This is a genomic window from Flavobacterium macrobrachii, assembly GCF_014486675.1.
Lineage (GTDB): Bacteria > Bacteroidota > Bacteroidia > Flavobacteriales > Flavobacteriaceae > Flavobacterium > Flavobacterium macrobrachii.
On sequence record NZ_JACTAC010000021.1, the window covers coordinates 23838 to 45035 of the forward strand.

Annotated in this window: 22 protein-coding genes; 2 read left to right on the forward strand and 20 right to left on the reverse strand. The window is 32.0% G+C overall.

All coding sequences use genetic code 11. The features are described 5' to 3' along the window. The 8 genes from IAI56_RS06730 to IAI56_RS06765 all read right to left on the reverse strand — a co-directional run bounded on the left by IAI56_RS06730 (window position 1) and on the right by IAI56_RS06765 (window position 8174). The gene (locus IAI56_RS06730) at window positions 1-1482 is read right to left on the reverse strand and encodes a cellulose synthase family protein (protein ID WP_187657149.1); all 1482 of its coding nucleotides are present in this window, start codon (window positions 1480-1482) and stop codon (window positions 1-3) included. A gap of 1 nt (window position 1483) precedes the next feature. Next, window positions 1484-2173, reverse strand: a complete 690-nt coding sequence (locus IAI56_RS06735; protein ID WP_094484987.1) for a glycosyltransferase family 2 protein — start codon at window positions 2171-2173, stop codon at window positions 1484-1486. Further along, entirely contained in the window at window positions 2173-2565 is a 393-nt protein-coding gene (locus IAI56_RS06740) for a toxin-antitoxin system YwqK family antitoxin (RefSeq protein WP_094414357.1), read from the reverse strand. Before IAI56_RS06740 ends, IAI56_RS06735 begins: the two co-directional genes overlap by 1 nt. Window positions 2566-2602: 37 nt before the next feature. Next, a complete protein-coding gene (locus IAI56_RS06745; protein ID WP_187657150.1) occupies window positions 2603-4192 on the reverse strand; it encodes a 4Fe-4S binding protein in 1590 nt (529 codons plus the stop codon). A 1-nt stretch (window position 4193) separates the two neighbouring features. Next, on the reverse strand, window positions 4194-5498 hold the full coding sequence (locus tag IAI56_RS06750) for an NAD(P)/FAD-dependent oxidoreductase (RefSeq protein ID WP_187657151.1): 1305 nt from the start codon (window positions 5496-5498) through the stop codon (window positions 4194-4196). 40 nt (window positions 5499-5538) lie between these two features. Further along, window positions 5539-6417, reverse strand: coding sequence for a transporter family protein (locus IAI56_RS06755; RefSeq protein WP_187657152.1), 879 nt, complete (start codon window positions 6415-6417; stop codon window positions 5539-5541). A 21-nt stretch (window positions 6418-6438) separates the two neighbouring features. Then, window positions 6439-7149, reverse strand: a complete 711-nt coding sequence (locus tag IAI56_RS06760; RefSeq protein ID WP_187657153.1) for a DUF547 domain-containing protein — start codon at window positions 7147-7149, stop codon at window positions 6439-6441. Window positions 7150-7319: 170 nt separating this feature from the next. Next, window positions 7320-8174 carry an anti-sigma factor gene (locus IAI56_RS06765; RefSeq protein WP_187657154.1) on the reverse strand — a complete coding sequence of 285 codons (855 nt, stop codon included), beginning with the start codon at window positions 8172-8174 and terminating at the stop codon, window positions 7320-7322. Window positions 8175-8327: 153 nt separating this feature from the next. Between IAI56_RS06765 and IAI56_RS06770 the strand changes: the two genes are divergently transcribed. Beyond that, the gene (locus IAI56_RS06770) at window positions 8328-9584 is read left to right on the forward strand and encodes a BamA/TamA family outer membrane protein (RefSeq protein ID WP_094414367.1); all 1257 of its coding nucleotides are present in this window, start codon (window positions 8328-8330) and stop codon (window positions 9582-9584) included. 189 nt (window positions 9585-9773) lie between these two features. On the opposite strand, the gene IAI56_RS06775 is transcribed toward IAI56_RS06770, so the two are convergent. The 12 genes from IAI56_RS06775 to IAI56_RS06830 form a co-directional block, all read right to left on the reverse strand. Then, the gene (locus tag IAI56_RS06775) at window positions 9774-10496 is read right to left on the reverse strand and encodes a DM13 domain-containing protein (protein WP_094414369.1); all 723 of its coding nucleotides are present in this window, start codon (window positions 10494-10496) and stop codon (window positions 9774-9776) included. A 61-nt stretch (window positions 10497-10557) separates the two neighbouring features. After that, window positions 10558-11397: an AraC family transcriptional regulator gene (locus IAI56_RS06780; protein ID WP_094414371.1), complete on the reverse strand. Its 840-nt coding sequence runs from the start codon at window positions 11395-11397 to the stop codon at window positions 10558-10560. Further along, window positions 11398-12090, reverse strand: a complete 693-nt coding sequence (locus tag IAI56_RS06785; RefSeq protein ID WP_094414373.1) for a TIGR04283 family arsenosugar biosynthesis glycosyltransferase — start codon at window positions 12088-12090, stop codon at window positions 11398-11400. Further along, a complete protein-coding gene (locus IAI56_RS06790) occupies window positions 12083-12838 on the reverse strand; it encodes a DUF547 domain-containing protein (RefSeq protein ID WP_094414375.1) in 756 nt (251 codons plus the stop codon). The genes IAI56_RS06785 and IAI56_RS06790 overlap by 8 nt, the downstream gene beginning before the upstream one ends. 54 nt (window positions 12839-12892) lie before the next feature. After that, the gene (locus IAI56_RS06795) at window positions 12893-13765 is read right to left on the reverse strand and encodes a sterol desaturase family protein (RefSeq protein WP_187657155.1); all 873 of its coding nucleotides are present in this window, start codon (window positions 13763-13765) and stop codon (window positions 12893-12895) included. Window positions 13766-13770: 5 nt separating this feature from the next. Continuing rightward, on the reverse strand, window positions 13771-14877 hold the full coding sequence (locus tag IAI56_RS06800; RefSeq protein ID WP_187657156.1) for an inorganic phosphate transporter: 1107 nt from the start codon (window positions 14875-14877) through the stop codon (window positions 13771-13773). Window positions 14878-14895: 18 nt separating this feature from the next. Then, a complete protein-coding gene (arsM, locus tag IAI56_RS06805; RefSeq protein ID WP_187657157.1) occupies window positions 14896-15864 on the reverse strand; it encodes an arsenosugar biosynthesis arsenite methyltransferase ArsM in 969 nt (322 codons plus the stop codon). Between the two features lie 12 nt (window positions 15865-15876). Then, window positions 15877-16692 carry a purine-nucleoside phosphorylase gene (locus IAI56_RS06810; protein ID WP_187657158.1) on the reverse strand — a complete coding sequence of 272 codons (816 nt, stop codon included), beginning with the start codon at window positions 16690-16692 and terminating at the stop codon, window positions 15877-15879. A gap of 2 nt (window positions 16693-16694) precedes the next feature. Then, window positions 16695-17294, reverse strand: a complete 600-nt coding sequence (locus IAI56_RS06815) for a TIGR04282 family arsenosugar biosynthesis glycosyltransferase (protein ID WP_094414383.1) — start codon at window positions 17292-17294, stop codon at window positions 16695-16697. Between the two features lie 2 nt (window positions 17295-17296). Beyond that, the gene (gene arsS / locus IAI56_RS06820) at window positions 17297-18352 is read right to left on the reverse strand and encodes an arsenosugar biosynthesis radical SAM (seleno)protein ArsS (RefSeq protein WP_187657159.1); all 1056 of its coding nucleotides are present in this window, start codon (window positions 18350-18352) and stop codon (window positions 17297-17299) included. Window positions 18353-18366: 14 nt separating this feature from the next. Then, the gene (locus IAI56_RS06825; protein ID WP_094414387.1) at window positions 18367-18702 is read right to left on the reverse strand and encodes an arsenosugar biosynthesis-associated peroxidase-like protein; all 336 of its coding nucleotides are present in this window, start codon (window positions 18700-18702) and stop codon (window positions 18367-18369) included. Between the two features lie 11 nt (window positions 18703-18713). Then, the gene (locus tag IAI56_RS06830; protein WP_094414389.1) at window positions 18714-19199 is read right to left on the reverse strand and encodes a rhodanese-like domain-containing protein; all 486 of its coding nucleotides are present in this window, start codon (window positions 19197-19199) and stop codon (window positions 18714-18716) included. Between the two features lie 1282 nt (window positions 19200-20481). On the opposite strand from IAI56_RS06830, the gene IAI56_RS06835 reads away from it, so the two are divergent. Then, window positions 20482-20904 (forward strand): DUF6943 family protein, encoded by a 423-nt coding sequence (locus tag IAI56_RS06835; protein ID WP_187657160.1) that lies wholly within the window; start codon window positions 20482-20484, stop codon window positions 20902-20904. The last annotated feature ends 294 nt before the right edge of the window (window positions 20905-21198 follow it).

Sequence of the window (21198 nt, forward strand, 5' to 3'; positions counted from 1 at the left end):
TTAGGTACTTTTAAACGAATTAAAAAACACATAACTAAATCCGAAAAAGAGCATTAAGTGAAACGGGTACAATGCAAAATCATTTAAATGATATCCTGCAACTAAACCAAATAAAAAGTAGAGCATTAGTAAACCTTCAAAAATGGTGTATTTTGATATTTTTTTTGAAATATAACTGTTTTCTTTCCACTTTTCTTTGAAGGCTTCTATGTTGAGTTTTGGCGTTCTGATGAATTCACTTTTCTTGCCTAATAATCCTTCCAGTACAGCAATTGAGTTTTGAAAAGAAAATCCCATCGCAATACTGTAAAACGTAAAAAATAGGCCCGTATATTTTGAAAAATTCACAAAACCTTTGCCTTCAATAACTTTATAAGTATTCCAGTAACAGATAAAGAATATGATTGAAGTGACTACAAAAAAGACCATGATATCAAAATATAAACTGATATGACTGTACTGATTTTTAATAAACAAAACCGGAATACTCAATACGGCCATGGTAAAAATGCACAAAAACATGGAGCTGTTGAGCAAGTGCAATAATCCGTGTAGTTTTGTTTTTAATGGAAGGGTGGTAGCACCCATTACACGGCGTTTCATTTTAACAAAATTCTCGGCTCCACCTTTATTCCATCGAAATTGTTGGGAGCGAGCAGCACTTAAAATGGCTGGCAATTCAGCCGGTGTAACCACATCTTCCAGAAAAATGAATTCCCATTTCTTTAATTGTGCCCGATAGCTTAAATCCAAATCTTCGGTTAAGGTATCGCTTTCCCAATTACCGGCATCGAGGATGCATTTTTTTCTCCATATACCGGCTGTTCCATTAAAGTTTATAAAATGCAGTTTAGAATTTCTACCTACTTGTTCCAACGTAAAATGTGCATCCAACGCAAAAGCTTGAATTTTTGTTAGGATTGAATATTTTTTGTTAAGATGACCCCATCTCGTTTGAACTACGCCAATTTTATCGTTTTTAAAATAAGGAACCGTTTTCAGGAGCCAATCTTTTTCCGGTAAAAAGTCGGCATCAAAAATGGCGATGAATTCACCTTTGGCTATTGCTAAGCCTTCTTTCAATGCACCGGCTTTAAAACCAATCCTATTGGTGCGGGTGATATGTTTGATAGCAATGCCGGTTTGTGCAATTTGATGAACCAACTTTGATGTTTGTATAACACTGTCATCAGTACTATCATCTAAAACTTGTATTTCCAGTTTATCAGATGGATATTGTAATTTTGAAACTTGAATTAGCAACCTTTCCACCACATATTTTTCATTATAAATAGGCAGTTGAATGGTGATATGCGGTATTTCGTTTGGATTTGTAAAATCGAATTGCTCATGTTTTTTCCTTGTTTTTTTACTTTTCAAGTAATTAAAAAGCAAGTTAAGCTGTGCCAAACCATACAAGAACATTAATAAAATGGCAATGCTGTAAATAATTAAAATTATATAAGAAAGTGTGCTGATCATCTTATTTGAATGCGTATTTGAAAATCCAACCTATTATTTTTATTCCTGCCATGATGGTTCCTTTGACTGTACCCGATACTTTTGAAGTTCCAATTCTGTTTTTATAACGAACAGGAACTTCTACATAACTCATTTTTTGTTTCATTACTTTTAATTGCATTTCCACAGTCCAACCATAGGTTTTGTCCTCCATTTTTAGTTGCCTCAATTTATGGTATTTTATGGCTCTAAATGGACCTAAATCTGTAAATTTAGCATTGAAAAATAGTTTCATTAAAAAACAAGCCAGCCAATTACCAAAAATTTGTTGAGGTGTCATAGCTCCTTTTTCACGTAACTGTTTTACTCTGGCTCCAATTACGAAATCAATCTTATGGTTAATTATGGGTTCAATTAAATGCGATAATTCTTCTGGATAATCGGAATAATCGCCATCTAAAAAAACAACTATTTCGGGTTTTATCTCCAGCTGTTCGATGTATTCCAGGCCTTTTAAACAGGCGTAACCATATCCTTTTCGATGTTCTGAAAGTACTGTAGCACCAGCGTTTTTGGCAACCTCTTCCGTTTTATCAGTTGAATTGTTGCTAATTACAATGATTTCATCGACACAATCAGGAATTTCTGCAATTACTTTAGCAATTGCATTTTCTTCATTGAAAGCCGGTATGATTACTTTAATTCTATTCACTAAAAGTCTATATTATCTTTTTTAAATTCATTTAAATCGGTCCACGTTTTTACTTTTTTTCCATTGGTGTATTTTTCTGCTTTTGAAATTTTTCCTTTGGAGTACACTATCGTTAATCCGTTCAATTTATTGTTTTTGTGTTCACATTTTTTTACAATGGTTCCCTTTTTATCATAATATACCCACCATTTCGTTTTTTTATTATCCAAATAATGACCTTCTTCTTTTTTGTTTCCGTTTTCATAATAGTAAAACCAATAATCTGTTTTTTCATCATTCAATATCCAGCCTTCTGCCTTCATTTTGCCGTTTTCAAAATACAATTTGACATATTCTTTTTCGGTAAAAGAAGTCAGTAAAATCACTAAAATAAGCAGTTGTATTTGTTTCATTTCAATTGTTTTGAATCTATCCTTGCCAAAACTGACTTTATTTTTGATTAATCAAATCAAGTAAATTCACATCATTTCCCAGTAAAATGTCATTTGAATTGATTCTTCCTTTTTCGGATGCATTTTCTAATTTTAAAACGCCACGTGGACAAACAGCAGAACAAATTCCGCATCCTACACAGGATGAACGTACGATATTTTCGCCTTTTTGGGCATAAGCTCTTACATCAATTCCCATTTCACAATACGTTGAGCAATTTCCACAAGAAATACATTGTCCGCCATTGGTAGTAATTCTAAATTTTGAAAACAATCTTTGTTGAAATCCCAAAATTGCTGCCATCGGACAACCAAAGCGACACCAAGAACGACTACCTAAAATAGGATAGAAACCGGTTCCAATAACACCCGAAAAAATAGAGCCTATGTACAAACCATAAGCGGAACGCAGCGTACTTCCTTGAATAAAAAACACTTCTTGGGTAGTTCCTGTAAAATGAAGTACCAACAAGAGTAGGATTACTACAAAAAATCCAATAGCACCTATTTTTGCATCTTTACCAAGTTCTTTTCCTTTAAAATAGAGCACAATACCAAAAACAACACTTAAAAATGCAATGACAGCCATGATGAATACGTCACGGGTTAACCAAAAATTATTGCTATCATAACCTAAATAGGTATAAACCATGGCCACAGTCATCACCACAGAGAAAACCAAAACGATATGAACCAACCATCGTTCTAATTTCCAAGCCGATAATTTCTTTGATGAGAGTTGACGAAAAGAATCACCAGCAGTCTCGGCCAATCCGCCACAACCACAAACCCATGAACAATACCAGCGTTTGCCATATTTATAAGTTAAAATGGGAGAAATGACAAAAATAGAAAGTATTCCAAACAAAATAAGTCCTAAACCAATTGTGCCGTTAGATAAAAATCCATTTACAGACCACTCGTCAAAAATATAGTAATTGAGTGGCCAAATGGATTTTAGATCATAGTAAGGCAAATCACTATTCATTACATACATAAATTCTGGAATCAAAAAGGCAAAACCTAACTGAAAAAACATGACAGAAAGTGTTCGAACTTGTTGGTAACGATTATGTTTGTATTTTAACATAAACTTGTAGCCAAATATAAAAATAGCAACAGTATAAAGTGTTCCATATACAAACCATTGACTGGCATTCCTTCCACTCAATAATTGGCTTAACGGATCAAACAAACTGATGAGACCCGAATTTGGATTGCCATTTTCACCTAATCCTAAATACGTTGGAAGGAAATAAAGTACAATATAAAATGTAGTTAGAATAATGCCAACAATCCAACCCCAAAGACCTCGAGAAGAAATGGACTTAAACCAAACGCCATCATTTTTTATACCTTCTAACTTATTCAAATAAGCATCTCTTGCATAAATAACTGTTCCGATACTGATGGCAGCTAATGATAAACCTAAAGAAACTGCTCTATTAGGAAAATCAAAATTCAAAAATGCCAACATCATGATAAATAGACCTATAATTCCGATAGCTAATGCTACTTTTTGTTTCGTTGAAATGTCGGTAGCATCTGGTTTTGCCAACGACATACTATGATTGACTTTAGTACTCATTTTATACGATTTGAAGTTGGTGATTATATGCTTCTAAAATTTCTCTTTCATAATGTTTATAAAATTCGGGATCAAAATTAGCTTCTGATAAATGCTGTATTACATAATCTATTTCTCGTTGCTCTGTTAGCCATTTATCAAACGTTTCATGACGCATACGAATTCCAAAAGTGTTGATACCTAAAAACTTCTTTGTTTCTTTATGATAGGCAACCGTGATACATTTGGTATCATCTTTGTGTTTCCAATGAAAATGCTCTTCAAATTGGGATTTCATTTTTTCACTAAAAACCCAACCATACGTTTGGTATTCAATAGCAAAAAATTTAGCAGAATTAAACCAATGTCCGGGATTATATTGCATAGGATTTCCGCAAATAGTTTGTGCTAAAGTTTCACCCATCATCCTTCCTGTGTACCAAACAGCTTCAATTGGACGTCTTTTTCCTATGGCTTCATGTTGTTCGGCACAGTCACCAATAGCATAAACATCTTTTATATTGGTTTCTAAAAAACGATTTACTTTCACGCCACGTCCCAATTCAATTTTAGAAGATTTTAAGAAATCAACATTAGGAGATACACCCGCTGTTAAACCTACTACATTACAAGCAATCTCTTCACCAGTATTCTCAATTGTAACCGATTTTACAAAACCGTTTTCATCTGCATTTATGGATTTTAAATTGGTTGACAAACGCAAATCAATGTGATGGTTTTTGATATGACGATTAATCATTGCACTTTCACCTTGTGGCAAAACACCATTCCAAAAACTATCTTCACGAACTAAAAATGTCACAGGAATATTTCTGGAATGTAACATTTCCGCTAATTCAATACCAATCAATCCACCGCCAACGATTACCGCTCTTTTACAAATTTGATTGTTGGGAGCATATTTCTCTAGGTTTTCTAAATCTTGTTTGTGATACATACCCATTACGCCTTTCAAATCTTGACCTGGCCAACCAAATTTACTGGGTTTTGATCCCGTTGCGATAACTAGTTTATCATATTTTAAAACTTCTCCTGAAGAAAAAATGACAAGTTTACTATCCGTATCTACATTTTCTACAAAAGCTTTTTTTAGATCAATACGATTTTTTTTCCAAAACCAATTTTCATAAGGTTGTGTATGTTCAAACTTCATGTGTCCCATGAAAACATACATCAAAGCTGTTCTTGAAAAAAAGTAATCTGATTCTGATGAAATAATTGTAATCTTTTTTTCTGATTGCTTTCTAATATGCCTTGCTAGAGTAACTCCCGATATACCATTGCCTATTATTACAACATGCTCCATTTTGATCTTATTTAAACTTAAAAGAGGAATTTAGTTTTATTTAGAAAATGGCTCGTAGCCCTAAATTAAATGATTGACCCAGTCCACTATCACTGCCTCTCACAAATTTACTATATAAAACTTCTACATTTAATGTTTTAGTGAGTTGGTATTTTGAACCGGCTCCTAATGCAGAATAATTTTGTTCAAACTCATTCCCTAAGTCTACCAATTGAGCATGTTGAATAAAACCCAAAACTGTGAATTTTGATGTTGGGAAATAACTCAGGAAAACACCAGGAGCCAATTCAATGCTATTGTTTGCAAAACCTTCGTCTTTGTTGCCCAAAAATAAACGGGTTCCAATTTCAGAGAATAATTGAAATTTATTGCCCGGAAAAGTGTAATCATAAAAAAAGCGGTTTTGCCAAATAAAACTTTTTTGTGCCAGGAAACCGTTTTCATCACTCTCTTTGTCAAAAACCGGAATGAAAAATGAACTTTGAATAGAAAATCTAGGAAGCGAATTAAAAGGAGCTATTTTAACTGACGGAGCAATATGACCTAACCCACTTCTTGCTTCACCTGTTTCATTTTGAAAAGAGAAGACACTACCCGCACTTTTGTCCGCGAAAGAATTTGAACGATACTCCACAATTAAACCAACATTAAATTTCTTGTTGTTACTGGCTCCAGTGAAGACTTCAACAGATGTTGTAAAAAAAGTAGATCTCGGTACTTCAAATGTTTCGCCATTTCTATCTTCTTTGGTTTGTGTGTATAAATTATTAAACCATTTGATGTCCCATTTTCCTTTTTCTAAAAGTTTTGAAGGAGTATAGGTTTGAATATTGGATTGTTCTGTTTCTTCAATTTCTTGTGAAAATGAGAATTGAACCAATAAAATACTAACTAGTATTGATAATTTTAGTGATTTCATATGCATCATGTTTGTTCTACATTAATGTTTATTTAAGCTCCAATCATAGTTGTAAAAAGTTACTTTAAAATTGGCAGGAATTGGCTCTGATTTGTATTTATTTAAAAAATCGATATACGAACTTTTAGTGGAGATGAAATCTTCTTTGTACCATTCAAATATTTGGGATATTTCCACTTTTTTGCTTTTTACATTGACTTTGATAAAATCCGGATTATTGATAGCCAATTTGGTTTGTTGTTCCAATTGGTGTTCTAAATTTTCAGCAGTGTAAGCAAAGTTTGTTATCGGTGGACAACCATTTGCTCCACACACCAATACAAAATGAATTCTAGCATCTTTGTATTTTTCCCGAATCATTTTATTTTCAATATCATTTAGCGTTAATTTGGTTCCTGCAACAGTATATTTTGTTTTATCAAAAACACCGGCTATGTCCATCGGTGAATTTATAGGATATTTTTCTACAATGGCATTAATCATTACGATATTATAAGCATTAATAAAAAATGCTTTATTGACTTTTGAATCATTGGAAAGTTTAAAAGATGCAATTTGTAGCATTAAATCTTTTAAAGTTTTGTTATCTTTTTTAACAGCCTCATAATTTACTTTTTTACCATGAACATGTTTATTTAAAAAACTGTCTGTAGTTGAAAAAAAAGAAGTTTCTTGAGCAATTGATGTAGTGCTATGTAAGAGAACTACCATTAAAAATAGTATCTTTTTCATTATATTTAATCTTTTGTTTTTTGGGAAAATATTGGATTTGTGTTAAAAAGTTTATTTCTCAAATAAATGATTTTGTCAACGCTCTAATGATTTTAACCTTATTTTTAAAATGGAGGCTAATGTTAAACCTCCATTAAAAAAAATTAGGCTATATTTAGAGAAAACTAATGTTATCTAGAAACCGTTCCTGTTGGAAAAGACATTAAACTTCTTTCCATACTTATGGTTGTACCTGTTATTGCTGGATTTGCAACATTATGAGACAATGGCTTTAATGTAAACGGCATTGGCGAATTATCTGGAAAAGGCTCAACCGAAATTACCAAAGTTGCGCCACTCAAATTAGCAGGAAATGTTAATCCAGCAGGTGCATTTAATAAGAAGTCTTCACCTGGAAATGGTGGAGAAGGCATCATTCCAGAATAAATGGCAGACATGTCAGGGCCATTCGGATTTGAGAATGTACCTGTACTTAGTACAACACCATTGCTTACCACCCAACCTTCATATTTCCAGCCTGCATCTAATGTTGGCAAACTCAAACCTACACTTGGTCCGTTCCCATTCATAAACCAAACTCCAGCGTTTGGATTTGCATTACCATTGGTAGGTGTACCTAGTACATACTTCCCTGTTGATACACTAAAATCGCCAATAATTCCTGAAGTTACAGTAGCTGTTACTCCATTAAATGAACCTGCAAGGTATTTTGTGTTTGATGGAGCTGGATCAGGGTCGTTAGTTGGCTCAATACTAAGTACAAAATCTGTTGCATTTCTTAATTGATTCCTATCAACGTCAAACTCTGTTTTGGATAGCATTCCTGCATCATTAACTGTAAATGTTCCTGTGGTAATTGGTGTTCCATTTACTACAATCCAACCTTCATAAACAAAATTAGCCCCAAGGTTTTCTAAACCATTTAGATTTAAACGTAAGGTGGAAGTTGAAGTAGCATCGTCATCAGAACTACATGAAATTGTAAAAGCTGTCAATAAGACAAGCGGGTAAAAAAACTTTTTCATAGCATTTTTTTTTAAGTGTTAAGATTTATTTTTTGTTAAACAAATTTTGATTTTTTCGTTCAATTAGTTATTTACTATTTTTCCTTATTATTTGACAATTTTACTAAAAGCGTTAAACGTTTAAAGATTTCTGTAGATATTTGTGAAAAAAACATGAAAAACAGCCTTTTTATTCTTTTTCTTTCGTGTAGTTCACTCTTTGCTCAAAAAGATAGGGTAGGACTTATATCTTGGAATGGTGTAAAAAAAATGAACGTTAATTTCATGACTGAATTTATTGAAACGAAAGTGAACGAACAATTGGATTCTTTAAAATTAGACAATGATGTTGCGGCATTAACTCGCTTGAATGGTGTTTCCAACGTAACTTATACGGTTACAAAGTCAGCAGATGAAACGTTTAATGTTACTTATACGGTAATAGAAAATTGGAGCATCTTACCTAATCTTCAACTATGGACAACAGATGAAGCAGAAGCCGCTTATCGAATCGGAGTATTTGATTATAATTTTTTAGGAAGAAATAATACTTTAGGAGGCTATTATCAATCGAATGGTATTTCTTCATTCGGATTATTCTTTTCTGCTCCTTTTTTGTTTTCTGCAAATTTTGGGATTGAAAGTAGTTATCAAAAATTAGCCAGCATTGAACCCATTTTTATCAATGCATTGCCAGCCCGATATGAATATAGCAATACAGGAGTTGAGATATTAGGTGTTTATCGATTGAATTTCAGGAATTCTGTTAAATTCGGGGCTACTGTTTTTTCAGAAAAGTATCAATACCGTTCCGGTTCAACTGCTGAGAATGTGCCGCAATTTTTTGAAGTTGATAAAATTATGTTGAAGTCGAACTATACTTTTGATAACTTGAAATATGATTTTTATTTGGTCAACGGATTTCGTAGCAACTTTTTTGGTCAATATGTTTTTAGTTCCAATGCCTTTCAAAATGAATTTATTATCGCTTGGAATGACTTTTCCTATTTCAAACGAATAGGAAAAACAGGGAATTGGGCCAGTAGATTGCGATTAGGATTATCTTCCAATGATGAAAGTCCGTTCGCTCCGTTTTCTTTAGACAATAATTTAAACATTCGCGGTGTGGGTAATATTATTGATCGCGGAACCGGAGTGCTGGTTTTTAACACGGAGTACCGAACAACGATTTATGAAAAAAATTGGTTTGTTTTACAAGGTAATGCCTTTATAGATTCCGGTAGTTGGCGCCAACCTGGCGGAAATTTCAATGATTTTATAGATTCAGAAAATTTTAGAATTTATTCTGGAATTGGGTTGCGATTTATACATAAAACCATTTTTAATGCCACATTTAGAATTGATTATGGATATGGAATAACAAGAAATTCTTCAAGCGGAATTGTATTTGGTATAGGACAATATTTTTAAATATTACTGATTTGTATCTTTTATTCCAATTATTATTATAAAATCCAAGATGGAATTTTTTCAAATTTATATTGATTTTTCAGCTTAAGCACAAGTTGTAAAATAAAAATGTTTTATAATTGAAAAATGCGGTGAGAGAACACACCGCATTCAAAGCTTAAATTAAATATACTAAACAAATTAAAATCATTAATTATCCAGACTAATTTTTTTTATAGAAGTATTATTATTGTAATCGGTAAAATAAAGAAAATAAATACCGCTATCTAAATGCGTTAAATCTAAACTTGTTTTAGATTTAAAAGTTTCATTTATTTCAACAACTTTTTGACCTAATGATGAATATATTTGAAATAACTTTATTTCGGTAGATTCATCAATGTCTATCGAAATAATACCTTTAGATGGATTGGGATACAATTTGATATTGTGGGCAGAAAAGGATGCAGTAGATAGAGTGGTACAATTAGAAGCCGTAAATGGCATAAAACTTCCAAAGTCCCAAAAAGCATTAAACTGTTGGCAATAAAAATAAATTGTATTGAAATTAGAGATATTGAATCCGTTGGGAATTGTTTGTGTAAAACTAGCCACACCATTTCCAGTAACTAATCCCATTTCAATTCTAGGGCGCGATAAAAAATTATTGGTTATTCTCAGCTGGGCATTTGTAAGTGTTCCTCTATCAACTAAAAAAATCCGAACATCAGGACCAGACGCAGTAGAAAAATTGCTGCCTAAATTTACTGTAACAGTATTGTTTTCATTTAGTACTACTGAAACCATTCCTGAAACATTATAACTTGGAATACTAGTATTGTTTCCAAAACCTGTTCCGTTAGCAGTGCATTGTGCCTTTGCTGAAGCAAAACAAAGTAAGCCAAAGACATAAAGTAAAATTTTCTTTTTCATAACATTTTATTTATACAAAGTTATAAAAATCAAATAATTATAATTATACAATTTTTCCTGATTAATTGTCAATTGTTCTGTTTTTGTCTCTAAATTCTGTTGGAGATTGCCCTTCTTTATTTTTGAAAAATCGACTAAAGGAAGTAACATCTTCAAATCCCAATTCAAAAGCGATTTCTTTCACAATTTTTTGGGTAAATAACAATTGTCTTTTAGCTTCTATATGAATTCTATCTTGTATCACTTTTAGTGGTGTTTTTTCTGAGTGCAAAGTAAAAAGATTAGTCAACGACTTTGCTGGTTTATTCATTAAATTAGCATATTCAAAAACGGTGTGCATTTTTTTATAATGCATTTCAACCAATAAATTAAATTCTCTAATTGTATCTAATTTGTTAACATGAAGTCTTAATGATTTGTTTTGTTTTTTATAGATTCGGGTAGAAAGAATTAAAAAACGTTTCAAGAGCATCAACAACATTTGACCGTGTAAATTGTCTCGCGATTCAAACTCGCTTAGGAATACCATCCAAAGTAATTTGAATTTAGGTAATTGTAATTCATCCAAATCAATAACTGGAATCTTTTCATTGGCAAAGAATAGCACACCATTGCAACCAATTTCTTTATCAAAAAACTCAGAACTGTAAAATTCTCTGTTAAAACGGATTAGGTTAATTTCATCCATTTTTGAAATGACAATATCATGCATGTCAGTTAAAAACAAAATTTGATTAAGTAACAAGGGATATTCTACGCCATCAATAATTAATGTTGTGTCTCTTTGATCATTCCAAAAAATACGCAAGTAATCTCCTTTATATTGATTTAACCAAACTGCATCCTCTTTTTTGATGGTTGCAATATGAAAATACTCATTTAATGAACCTTTGTATTCCATTTAACTAATTTTTTTTTTATAATAATTTAACATGCTTTCATTAGAATGCCCTAGCTTTTGCTTTAAATGAATTACTGTAAAGTGATATTGTAACTTCCAAGCACCATTAATTCGATACCTTCTAGCTGAAGTAATGAGATATTTTGGAATAACTACAAATTGTTTTTCTTGATAGAGTCGCTTGATAATTTCATTGTCTTCATAAATAATATAGCTTTCATTAAAACCATTAATTTTATCAAATAAATGCTTAGCTACAAATAAAGATTGATCCCCACCTCGACATGAAATATGATTAAATCTTGTAAACCACTGAGAAACTAAAAGTACAGGATGATTGTAATCAAATTTCATACGAAAGCAACCTGCTAAATTACCTTTATCAACTTGTTTTATTATTTCTAAATCAAAATCTGTAGGTGGAAAACTATCACAATGCAAAAAATACAAAATAGAACCTTTAGCAATTTTTGCTCCAGCATTCATTTGTTTTGCTCTTCCCTTTTCTGTCTGAACCAAAATGACATTTTTGATACCTTGAACGAGATTTTGAGAACCATCTGAACTACCACCATCTACTACAATAACTTCATATGAATAGGTCTTTGAAATCGTTTTTTCTATATGCAACAAAAGCCGATGTATGGCATCGACTTCATTGAGAATTGGAATTATTATAGAAACTTTAATCATTTAAACTCCAGTTATACTCTTTATATTTAACCTTAGCATTCTTATTAATCTTAACAGCACTGTATTGATTCAAATAATCGATAACAGTTCCTTTTGTTTTAAAATCTCCCGAAAACCAATCAAATATTTTTGATATTTCAATATTATTAGCAGTAATTGTGTTTTTAGTTTTATCATTTATAAATGCTTTTGCTCCAGCCTCTAATTGACTTTCTAATTTAGCTTCTGTATAAGCTTGATTTGATAAATTTGGACAAGAGAAAGAAGCACAGTTTATCGCAAAATGAATTCTTGGTTCGTTCATTTTTCTCAATATTTCATGCTCAATTTCTTCTAAACTATATTTTTTTGTTCCTAAAGTGAAAAACTTTTTACCCCAAGGATCTTTAATATCTTTTATACTTTTTAAAGGATAATTATCTAAAATAAGTTTTACTGTATAGGCATTATAGGCATTTATCCAATAAGCTAAAATCGCATTTCGAGACCATGATTTTTGAGGTACATTTGCGGCTAATTCATCCAAATAAACTTGTAATGCTTTTGCATCTTTCTTAAATCCTTTGTAATCTACATTCCCTTTATCTGTAACATATTTTTGCAATAGCACATGCCACTTTTGATGATCTATTACTTTAATTGAATTTTGATTTTCTACTGCATAAGCCCATTCTGGAATGCTATTTTCGTTTGAATTTGCACACGATAAAAAAGGCAATAAGGCTATTATAAAAATTATTTTTCTCATTTTTATTTTATTTAATTTTAAGAATAGTCGAAACTTTTACGAATTCCTGACAAACTATTTTTTAAAAGGATAAAGTTCTTGTTGCAAAAAGTCTTGAGGAAATTCATCTTCATCTGAAAAACCTAATTCTATATCTCTTCCATCGCTCGGTATATGATGGGTTTTAAATATATAATCCCAAACACTCAAAGAAATACCAAAATTTGCCCCATACTTAGAAGGTAATATTTTGCTATGATGCCAAATGTGCATTTTAGGATTATTGAAAATATATTTTAAAACACCGTAATCCCAACCAATATTAGCATGATTCAAATGACCAATAGTAATGGCAATAAAATGCACAACAAACACATCTTCAAGAGCAAAACCACCAATTAATATTAATGGAATATATTGTATGGATTTGTACACTACTGCTTCCATCCAATTATAACGAAACTGAGTGGCAAAACCCATTTGCTTAGGAGAATGGTGCGTTTTGTGAATGTTCCATAAAAAAGGAATGCGATGCAGCAAGCGATGTATATTCCATTGTACAAAATCACTCAATACAAAAAACAAAAGCAATCCAAATGGTTTTGGCAATTCTGATAAAGAAAACAATTGAATTGAAGTCAATTGAAGATCAAAAAGACTTAAAAAATCATTAAATAATGCTTCTGTAACGTTGGATAATGCAATCAGTAAAAGTAAATTCAATAAGAAAAAATTGAAAAACATATAAAACAAATCCAACCAAAAATCTTTACGAAATATCGGTTGATTTTTTCTCCATGGAAATACAATTTCTAACAACCAAACACCTAAGGAAATAAATAATAAACCATAGAAATAATTATCCCATTTCCAAAATAAAATTTCGGATTTTAAGTAGTTAAAATAACCACTGTATGAATTGGTAATAAGTTCTATATACTGATTCATTTTTGTTATAATTTGAAAGTATAAAAAATAAAACCACTTATAATAGCAGCAATTGGCAAAGTTAAAACCCAAGAAGTCACTATCTTTAAAATAGTTTTATAATCGGCCGATTGATTAACTAATCCAATTCCAAAAATTGACCCAACAGAAACATGTGTTGTTGAAACTGGAAGTCCATTAAAACTTGCTGTAGAAACTAATAAACTTGTAATTAAATTTGCTGTAAAACCTTGTCCAAAATTCATTGCAGATATTTTATTACTCATTGTATTTGCAACTTTTTTTGCGTTTAAAATTCCACCAATCGCCATTACTAATGCTATCGCAAAAAGGGACCAATTTGAATTAACCGAAGTTATGATTAGTAATATTCCAGCAATTTTTGGAGTATCATTTAACCCTCTTGCAAATCCAACTGCTCCAGCGCTTATAAAATGAAAAAAATTGACAATTTTCTGACTTGAAACACCTAAAATTCGATTTGAATAGGTTTCTGATACCGAAGTGCAACTTGAAATCGTTAATGAACTTTCAATTTTTACATCTGAGACAAAACTATTACAGTTAATTTTAGCGTAACTGTCTTCAATTAAACATAAACAACTTTCCTTTTTTATTCCAAGTTTTTTTCGTGTTGTAGAAAATAAATAATATAAAACTACAGCGCATAATGAAGCTAACAAAGGACTTGTTAGTAACGGAACAATAAAAGCGTCAGTAAGTTTTTTAAAATTAAACTCATTGCCTACAGCCATAAAACCAACTCCAAATAAACTTCCCACCAATGCATGAGTAGTTGAAACTGGCATTCCACTCTTCGTTGCTATAAAAATTGTTAAAGCCGCACCAATAGCAATTGAAATGGGAAAAATAGGGTTTAATAACAATACATCGGGTACCAATCCTTTTCCGGAAAAATTTTTCAATAAACTTTTAGCTAAAAAAATTGAACAAATAGAACCCGAAATCGTTGTTGTTGTAGCCCAAAAAAGTGCTTTTTTATATGATACTGTTTTACTGCTATACAATGTTGCCACACCTTTGAAATTGTCATTTGCACCATTATTAAAAGCTAGAAAAAGAACCGCTAAAATTAAAATTAGATTAATCATTTAAAAATTGATTAAGTTTTAACAACAACCTCCTCCGTTGTAATGATAGGTACTTTCGCTGATAAAAATATCTTTTCTATTCAATGAAGCTATAGCAGCAGCCGTTTTATCACAAATGGCTAATGGCTGATTTTTCATTAAAATATGACCATTCTTATCATCAAAATAATCTTCCTTTCCATAATAAATGGCAGCTTTACCTGTAAAAACACATGGACCATCTGCTGGCATTGGATCTTTTATGGCACAAACTTCTATACTTTCAATATAAATTAACGCTTCAGTGGGATAGTTCTCTGTATCTAATATTCTATAGGGGCGTCTGCCTCTTATTTCAATAGTACCAAAACCAACATCTGTTAACGCTTTAATATAATCAGCAATGGGAATACTACCACTTAAACATAAAGCTCGTAAATGGTCATCATTTCGTAAAGTTTCATTCATTTCTTGTTCACATGTTGGGTCACTCATAACCAAACGTCCGTGAGGTTTTAAAACACGATACATTTCTTCTAATGCTTTTTTTAAGTCCTCAGCCTTAAAAATATTAAAAAGACAGTTTTGTGCAGCAACATCAATACTTTCATTTTCAATAGGTAAATTCAATGCATCTCCTTTTCTCAACTCAACAAATTCACTTTTAAACCATTCATTTTCTTGTTCGGCAATTAAAAAATTCTTTCGAGAGGCTTCTAACATTTCATCCACCACATCGACACCTATAACTCCTGCTTTCTGTCTCGAAAAATAAGAGAATTGTAGCAATTCCATACCTCCGCCAACACCCACATATAAAATCTTCGGATTATTAATTAAATCTTGTGCCGAAATAGTGCTACCACAACCATAATTCATTTCCTGCATAATTTTTGGAATTTCTAATCCCGGAAATTTCCAAATAGGTGTTGTGGTACAGCATAAACCAACATCGGGTGTTAATGCAGCATTTTTATATAAATCGTTTGTAGCGTCTAAATAACTCATAGTGGTATTGTTTTAAATATTTTTAATTAATGCTTTAAATAGTGTAATCATTTTAGGTTCTGCTTCTCCAGCAATGGCTATAATGTCAGGAATGTTTACTGGTTTTAAATCATCAGGATTACACTCATCAGTTAATACAGAAACAGCTAAAACTGGTAATTGCAAATGATTTGCCACTATTACTTCTGGAACTGTACTCATGCCTACTGCATCAGCTCCAATAATTTTTAAGTAGCGATATTCAGCCTTGGTTTCTAATTGTGGACCAACAACGGCAGCATAAACTCCTTTGTGTAAAGTAATATTCTGATTTTTAGCAATTTCAACAATCGAATGACGTAAATTCAAATTATAAGGTTCGCTCATATCGGTAAAGCGTTCGCCAAACTCGGAAACATTTGCAAATGCCAATGGTGAACCTCCTTGTAAATTGATATGGTCTTCAATAAGCATTAAATCTCCTTTTTTGAAGTCTAAATTTATGGCTCCAGCGGCGTTTGAAATTAGTAATTTTTGAATGCCCAATGCTCTTAAAACTCGAATGGAAAATGTAATTTCTTGCAAAGAATACCCTTCATATAAATGAAATCGTCCTTGCATTACAACTATTTTTTTATTTTCAAATGTTCCAAAAATCAATTTACCAGAATGAAATTCAACTGTCGAAACTGGAAAATTTGGAATATCAGCATAATTTATTTCACATTCGATAGTTAAATGATTCACTAATTGTCCAAGCCCAGTGCCTAATACAATACCAATTTCTGGATGGAGAAACCCTTTTTCTTTAAGAAAACTTGTAGTGATGTCTATTGTTTTTGCATTCATTTCTATAAATATTTTTGAAATTCAGGAATGTTTTTAATGTCTTCGATAGTGTCAATATCATTCTTCATTTTTATAAATGCTGTTTGAATATGCGATAAATTAGTTAAGGTATCTGCTAAAACACTGTTAGTGCCCCAATTTTTATTTTCGAATATACCATTCGGAATTGACTTTAAACCCAAAAGATAATAACCACCATCTTCAGCTGGACCAATAACTACTTCATTTGTATCTAATAACAAAAAAGCATCTTCAATATCTTTTGAATCAAGCGTTGGCAAATCAGAACCTACAATAACAATTTTATTGAAGCCATCTTCAAATCCTTTTTCAAAAGCATGCTGCATTCGCATTCCTAAATCGGTTCCTTGCTGAATGTCTTTCTCAAATGTGGTATTATCCCAAATATCATGTAAAGTAATGGCTTCAGAATATAATACACGTTTAGTGGCATTGACTTGTGAGATGCAATTTTTAGTGTGTGTTAATAAATACACATAAACTTCAAGAGCATTTTTTTCGCCAATAGTTGCTGCTAATCTGGTTTTTACTTTTCCTAATTCAGGATTTCTAGTAAAAACTAAAACTAATTTCTTTTCCATGATTATGCTACCGTACCTTGACAACTACTTCCTGATCCTGCGGTGCACCCATAACAATGTTGAGAAATTACAATGTCACGATCACTTAATGATGCCTCATTATATTCCGAAATATGCTGCTCTTTTGAGGCTACTTTTAAGCCTAACATTTGGTTGAAATCACAGTCATATAAATAACCATCCCAACTAACAGAAATGGTATTGGTACACATCACATTACCAACGGCTTTTGGATTAAATGCTTCTACTAAAGCATTCATATAATCTTCATAATTATCTGATGCTATTAAGTAATCTAAAAATCTACTAATTGGAATATTCGTAATGGCAAATAGATTATTAAAATCGATATCAAAATCTTCTTTTAAAGCTTTCTTGAAATCTTTTTCAAGTGCCATTTGATCTGTTGGAAGAAATGCTCCAGAAGGATTATATACTAAATCTAATTTAAGTGGACTTCCTTCTTTTCCATAACCAACATCATTAAGCATTTGTAATGCTTTGATTGATTTATCAAAAACACCATCACCTCTTTGCTTATCTGTTTTTTCCCTCTTATAAAAGGGTAAAGATGAAATAACATGAATATTATGTTTAGCAAAAAACTCAGGTAAGTCATGATATTTTTTATTCGCTAAAATAATGGTTAGATTAGAACGTACTATAAAATCTTTTACGCCTAATTTAGAAGCTTCTTCAACAAACCAACGAAGATTAGGATTCATTTCAGGAGCACCTCCAGTTAAATCTAATGTATTGACAGAAGTTGTTTTTAATACATCCAAAATGTGCTCCATGGTTTCGATAGTCATAATTTCTTTCCTATCTGGACCAGCATCTACATGACAATGTGCACAAACTTGATTACACATGTAACCTACATTAATTTGTAAAATCTCAATTTTATTTGGGCGTAAAGGAAATTGGTCAATTCCTTTAAGTTTATTGGCAAAAGTGGGTAAAGATCCGTCTTTAAAAAAACCATTAGATAAAATTTCTAATTGTTTTTCCGTTTTTGAAAGCTCACTTTTTTTTGCTTGTAATGATTTTGCTAACATTCACTCTAATTAAATTACATTGATAATTTGTCATACTTGTTCATCATTTGGACACCATGCACTAAAGAAGCACCTCCTCTAATGGCTGCCGCTACATGTAAAGCTTCCATCATTTCCTCTTTAGTAATTCCTCTTTTCAAACCATCTCCTGTGTAAGCATCAATGCAATAAGGACATTGAACGGTATGAGCAACTGCCAATGCAATTAATGATTTTTCTCTTGCTTTTAAACTTCCTTCTTCAAAAACTTTCCCATAGTATTCGAAGAATTTTGAACCTAATTCCTCATTCCATTCTGATATTTTTCCAAATTTTTTCAAATCTGATGGATCGTAGTACGTTTTTTCCATGATGCTATATATTAATAAGTTTGAATTCCTTTTTTTAGATATTTACTCCATTCTTTACTATACGTATGTACATATTCTGTCTCTTGCTCTGAATGATTAAATACTTTATAACCATTATTTTTCCATTCAAAAATGCCTCCATAAAGATTAAAAACATTAGAATAGCCTAACTTCAATAATTTTTCTCCAATTTTTTCACTTCTTACACCAATAGAACAATAAACTATAATTGTTGTATTCTTATCTTTTATTTCTTCTAAAACTAATTTTTGATTGAACTTGTTATAACCTACATGTATAGCTCCCTTAATATGGCTCGTATTATATTCAATCAATTCTCTTGCATCTAAAAAGACTACAGGTGACTTAATCGAAGCTTGTTTAACATTTATATACGAAACACGCTCTGAATTGTATTTTTTTAATACTTCAGGAATAGTTTTCTGACCATAAATTACAGTAGAAAAAAGGAAAAGAATAAGGAAGAAATGTCGCATAATTACATTTTTATCTAATTTAGACGAAAACATTTTGAATTCCTGACAATTATTTTAAAAAAAAAAAAATCAACAAAAAATAAAAATCTTTTTTTTCATTAAAGGAATTCCCTAAACACTCGCAAATAATTTACCATCCTATACGAAGTTAATTAATGGTAACCAAAATAGATAATACTCCACAAAATCTTCTATGCTAAAACTATCATATAGAATTTTATGAAGCGAAATCCCGAAGCGTCGGGATCGGGCATTCTTGGTTTCCATATTCCCGCTGTCCGTTAAACACGGTATCACTCCCATCGGGTCTAAAAAGTAAGCAAATGGCTTTCTTGTTTTCTTTGTTTTAAATAGGAACGCTTCGCTAAGTTATTTGCGCCCACCCAGTCCAACGCTCCCTACCGCACTAGTGGTATTTTGTGTGTTTTTAGCACTTGTTTTACCCAAAGTAAGTCAATAAAAAAAGGCTCCCTGTTTTCCCAACCCCTCGCGCACAGTCCGCCTTTTTTTATCCACTTACACCCAATCCAAAAACAAACGCTAAAAACACACAAAAACCACTCCCAAGCTATTATTACATAATAAGTGTTATAATGCCTTCCATCTCCGAATGCTACGCCAACGGCAGTCATAACAGTTATTATGTAAAATATCCGCTCCCAGCCGCACCCACCCGAAAAAGAATAGGAACGCTACCGCTAACGTAATTTTCATTGTTTTTTGAAGATGCTTCCCATTTCCAGTTCACGCACTCCACTGACCACTAAAAACTGACCACTGAACACTTTCAAAGCATCCTCAAAAATCAAACTATCACAAGAGTGTGTTTTTCTTTTTTCTCATCTTCACAAAGAAACATTGTCAAACCGAGCGAAGTCGAGGTCGTCTAGCAAAAAAAAGAAAACCACACCCTTGTTCACGAATCCTGATTGAACACCCCTAAAACCCCAGTTCACAAGAACATTTGGGGTAAACATTTTTACAAAAAAAAGGATAAAAAAGAAGCCAAAGGTTTGTTCCGGGTATTCAAAAAAGCAAGTTCAAGCCGTCCCGGTTATTTGAATTTTTTTTTCGAGTAATTCCTTCAAAACGAAACGATCAAACAAGAAAAAAAAATTCAAAAAAAACTTGCTTTTTTGAAACCCTCCACAAGGCAAGAGGGCTTTCTTTTTTTTCCTTTTTTCTTTTGCAAAAATGTGTGTGGGGCATCTCGGTTTCCAATCACATTTCGGGCAATTACGAAGGAAAGACGAAGGAAGTTAACCTGTTAAATCCTTGTACTATGGACACAATTTTTATTAAAACCCACCAACCTGGGGCGCACTATGCCAAACCGCACTTTTTCGTATTATCAAAAGGACTGAATAGCGGAAAACCAAGCAATGAACCTTTTACAAACAGCTTTGTACTTGTATTTCAAACCGAAGCTCAAAAAGAGGACATTTTTTGGATTGCCATGAGCCTATGGAAATCTAAATTCTGGATGCCTTTTCTTCGCGGTTCGGTTATTCCGTTCTTATCTCTCTATGAATTCAAAAAAGAGTTCAATCCAAAAGCAACCCGATTAATGCGTGAACACGAGCTGCACCACAAAAACATCCAAGCACTCAAGCTGCTGCAAGAACAAGAAGCACACCACGCAAAAAACATCCACTTAATCAACGAAATCAAAAACGCTATTTTGATGAGGTATAGAAATAAGTAAAAGTAAGCCTGGATTAAATGTCTGGGCTTTTTTGTGAAATGTTAAATTTAAATTAATGTTTTTTTTAACATTTTTTTTCGTTATATATTTAAATTGGTTCCACTCTTGAAAATTCTTACAAATATGAATACCAACTATAAAATCATCGCTTTAGACCTCCAAAACGCCACACTTGAAAATCTAAATCATTGGTTTATTACTTCTGATTTTATAACTGCTGAAGCAACCAAAGATTACTTGCGTTATCGAGTAAAAGATGAGGAAAATACTATTCATTTAATTTATATAATTAAC

Excerpts from the sequence above, each read along its gene's own strand:
- IAI56_RS06745 (WP_187657150.1), bottom strand. The coding sequence starts at position 4,192 with ATGAGTACTAAAGTCAATCATAGTATGTCGTTGGCAAAACCAGATGCT.
- IAI56_RS06825 (WP_094414387.1), bottom strand. The coding sequence starts at position 18,702 with ATGGAAAAAACGTACTACGATCCATCAGATTTGAAAAAATTTGGAAAA.
- IAI56_RS06815 (WP_094414383.1), bottom strand. The coding sequence starts at position 17,294 with ATGGAAAAGAAATTAGTTTTAGTTTTTACTAGAAATCCTGAATTAGGA.
- IAI56_RS06765 (WP_187657154.1), bottom strand. The coding sequence starts at position 8,174 with ATGAAAAAGTTTTTTTACCCGCTTGTCTTATTGACAGCTTTTACAATT.
- IAI56_RS06785 (WP_094414373.1), bottom strand. The coding sequence starts at position 12,090 with ATGATTAAAGTTTCTATAATAATTCCAATTCTCAATGAAGTCGATGCC.
- IAI56_RS06730 (WP_187657149.1), bottom strand. The coding sequence starts at position 1,482 with ATGATCAGCACACTTTCTTATATAATTTTAATTATTTACAGCATTGCC.
- IAI56_RS06830 (WP_094414389.1), bottom strand. The coding sequence starts at position 19,199 with ATGCGACATTTCTTCCTTATTCTTTTCCTTTTTTCTACTGTAATTTAT.
- IAI56_RS06755 (WP_187657152.1), bottom strand. The coding sequence starts at position 6,417 with ATGAAATCACTAAAATTATCAATACTAGTTAGTATTTTATTGGTTCAA.
- IAI56_RS06800 (WP_187657156.1), bottom strand. The coding sequence starts at position 14,877 with ATGATTAATCTAATTTTAATTTTAGCGGTTCTTTTTCTAGCTTTTAAT.
- arsM (WP_187657157.1), bottom strand. The coding sequence starts at position 15,864 with ATGAGTTATTTAGACGCTACAAACGATTTATATAAAAATGCTGCATTA.
- IAI56_RS06740 (WP_094414357.1), bottom strand. The coding sequence starts at position 2,565 with ATGAAACAAATACAACTGCTTATTTTAGTGATTTTACTGACTTCTTTT.
- IAI56_RS06775 (WP_094414369.1), bottom strand. The coding sequence starts at position 10,496 with ATGAAAAAGAAAATTTTACTTTATGTCTTTGGCTTACTTTGTTTTGCT.
- IAI56_RS06750 (WP_187657151.1), bottom strand. The coding sequence starts at position 5,498 with ATGGAGCATGTTGTAATAATAGGCAATGGTATATCGGGAGTTACTCTA.
- IAI56_RS06835 (WP_187657160.1), top strand. The coding sequence starts at position 20,482 with ATGGACACAATTTTTATTAAAACCCACCAACCTGGGGCGCACTATGCC.
- IAI56_RS06795 (WP_187657155.1), bottom strand. The coding sequence starts at position 13,765 with ATGAATCAGTATATAGAACTTATTACCAATTCATACAGTGGTTATTTT.
- IAI56_RS06780 (WP_094414371.1), bottom strand. The coding sequence starts at position 11,397 with ATGGAATACAAAGGTTCATTAAATGAGTATTTTCATATTGCAACCATC.
- IAI56_RS06810 (WP_187657158.1), bottom strand. The coding sequence starts at position 16,692 with ATGAATGCAAAAACAATAGACATCACTACAAGTTTTCTTAAAGAAAAA.
- arsS (WP_187657159.1), bottom strand. The coding sequence starts at position 18,352 with ATGTTAGCAAAATCATTACAAGCAAAAAAAAGTGAGCTTTCAAAAACG.
- IAI56_RS06790 (WP_094414375.1), bottom strand. The coding sequence starts at position 12,838 with ATGAGAAAAATAATTTTTATAATAGCCTTATTGCCTTTTTTATCGTGT.
- IAI56_RS06760 (WP_187657153.1), bottom strand. The coding sequence starts at position 7,149 with ATGAAAAAGATACTATTTTTAATGGTAGTTCTCTTACATAGCACTACA.
- IAI56_RS06770 (WP_094414367.1), top strand. The coding sequence starts at position 8,328 with ATGAAAAACAGCCTTTTTATTCTTTTTCTTTCGTGTAGTTCACTCTTT.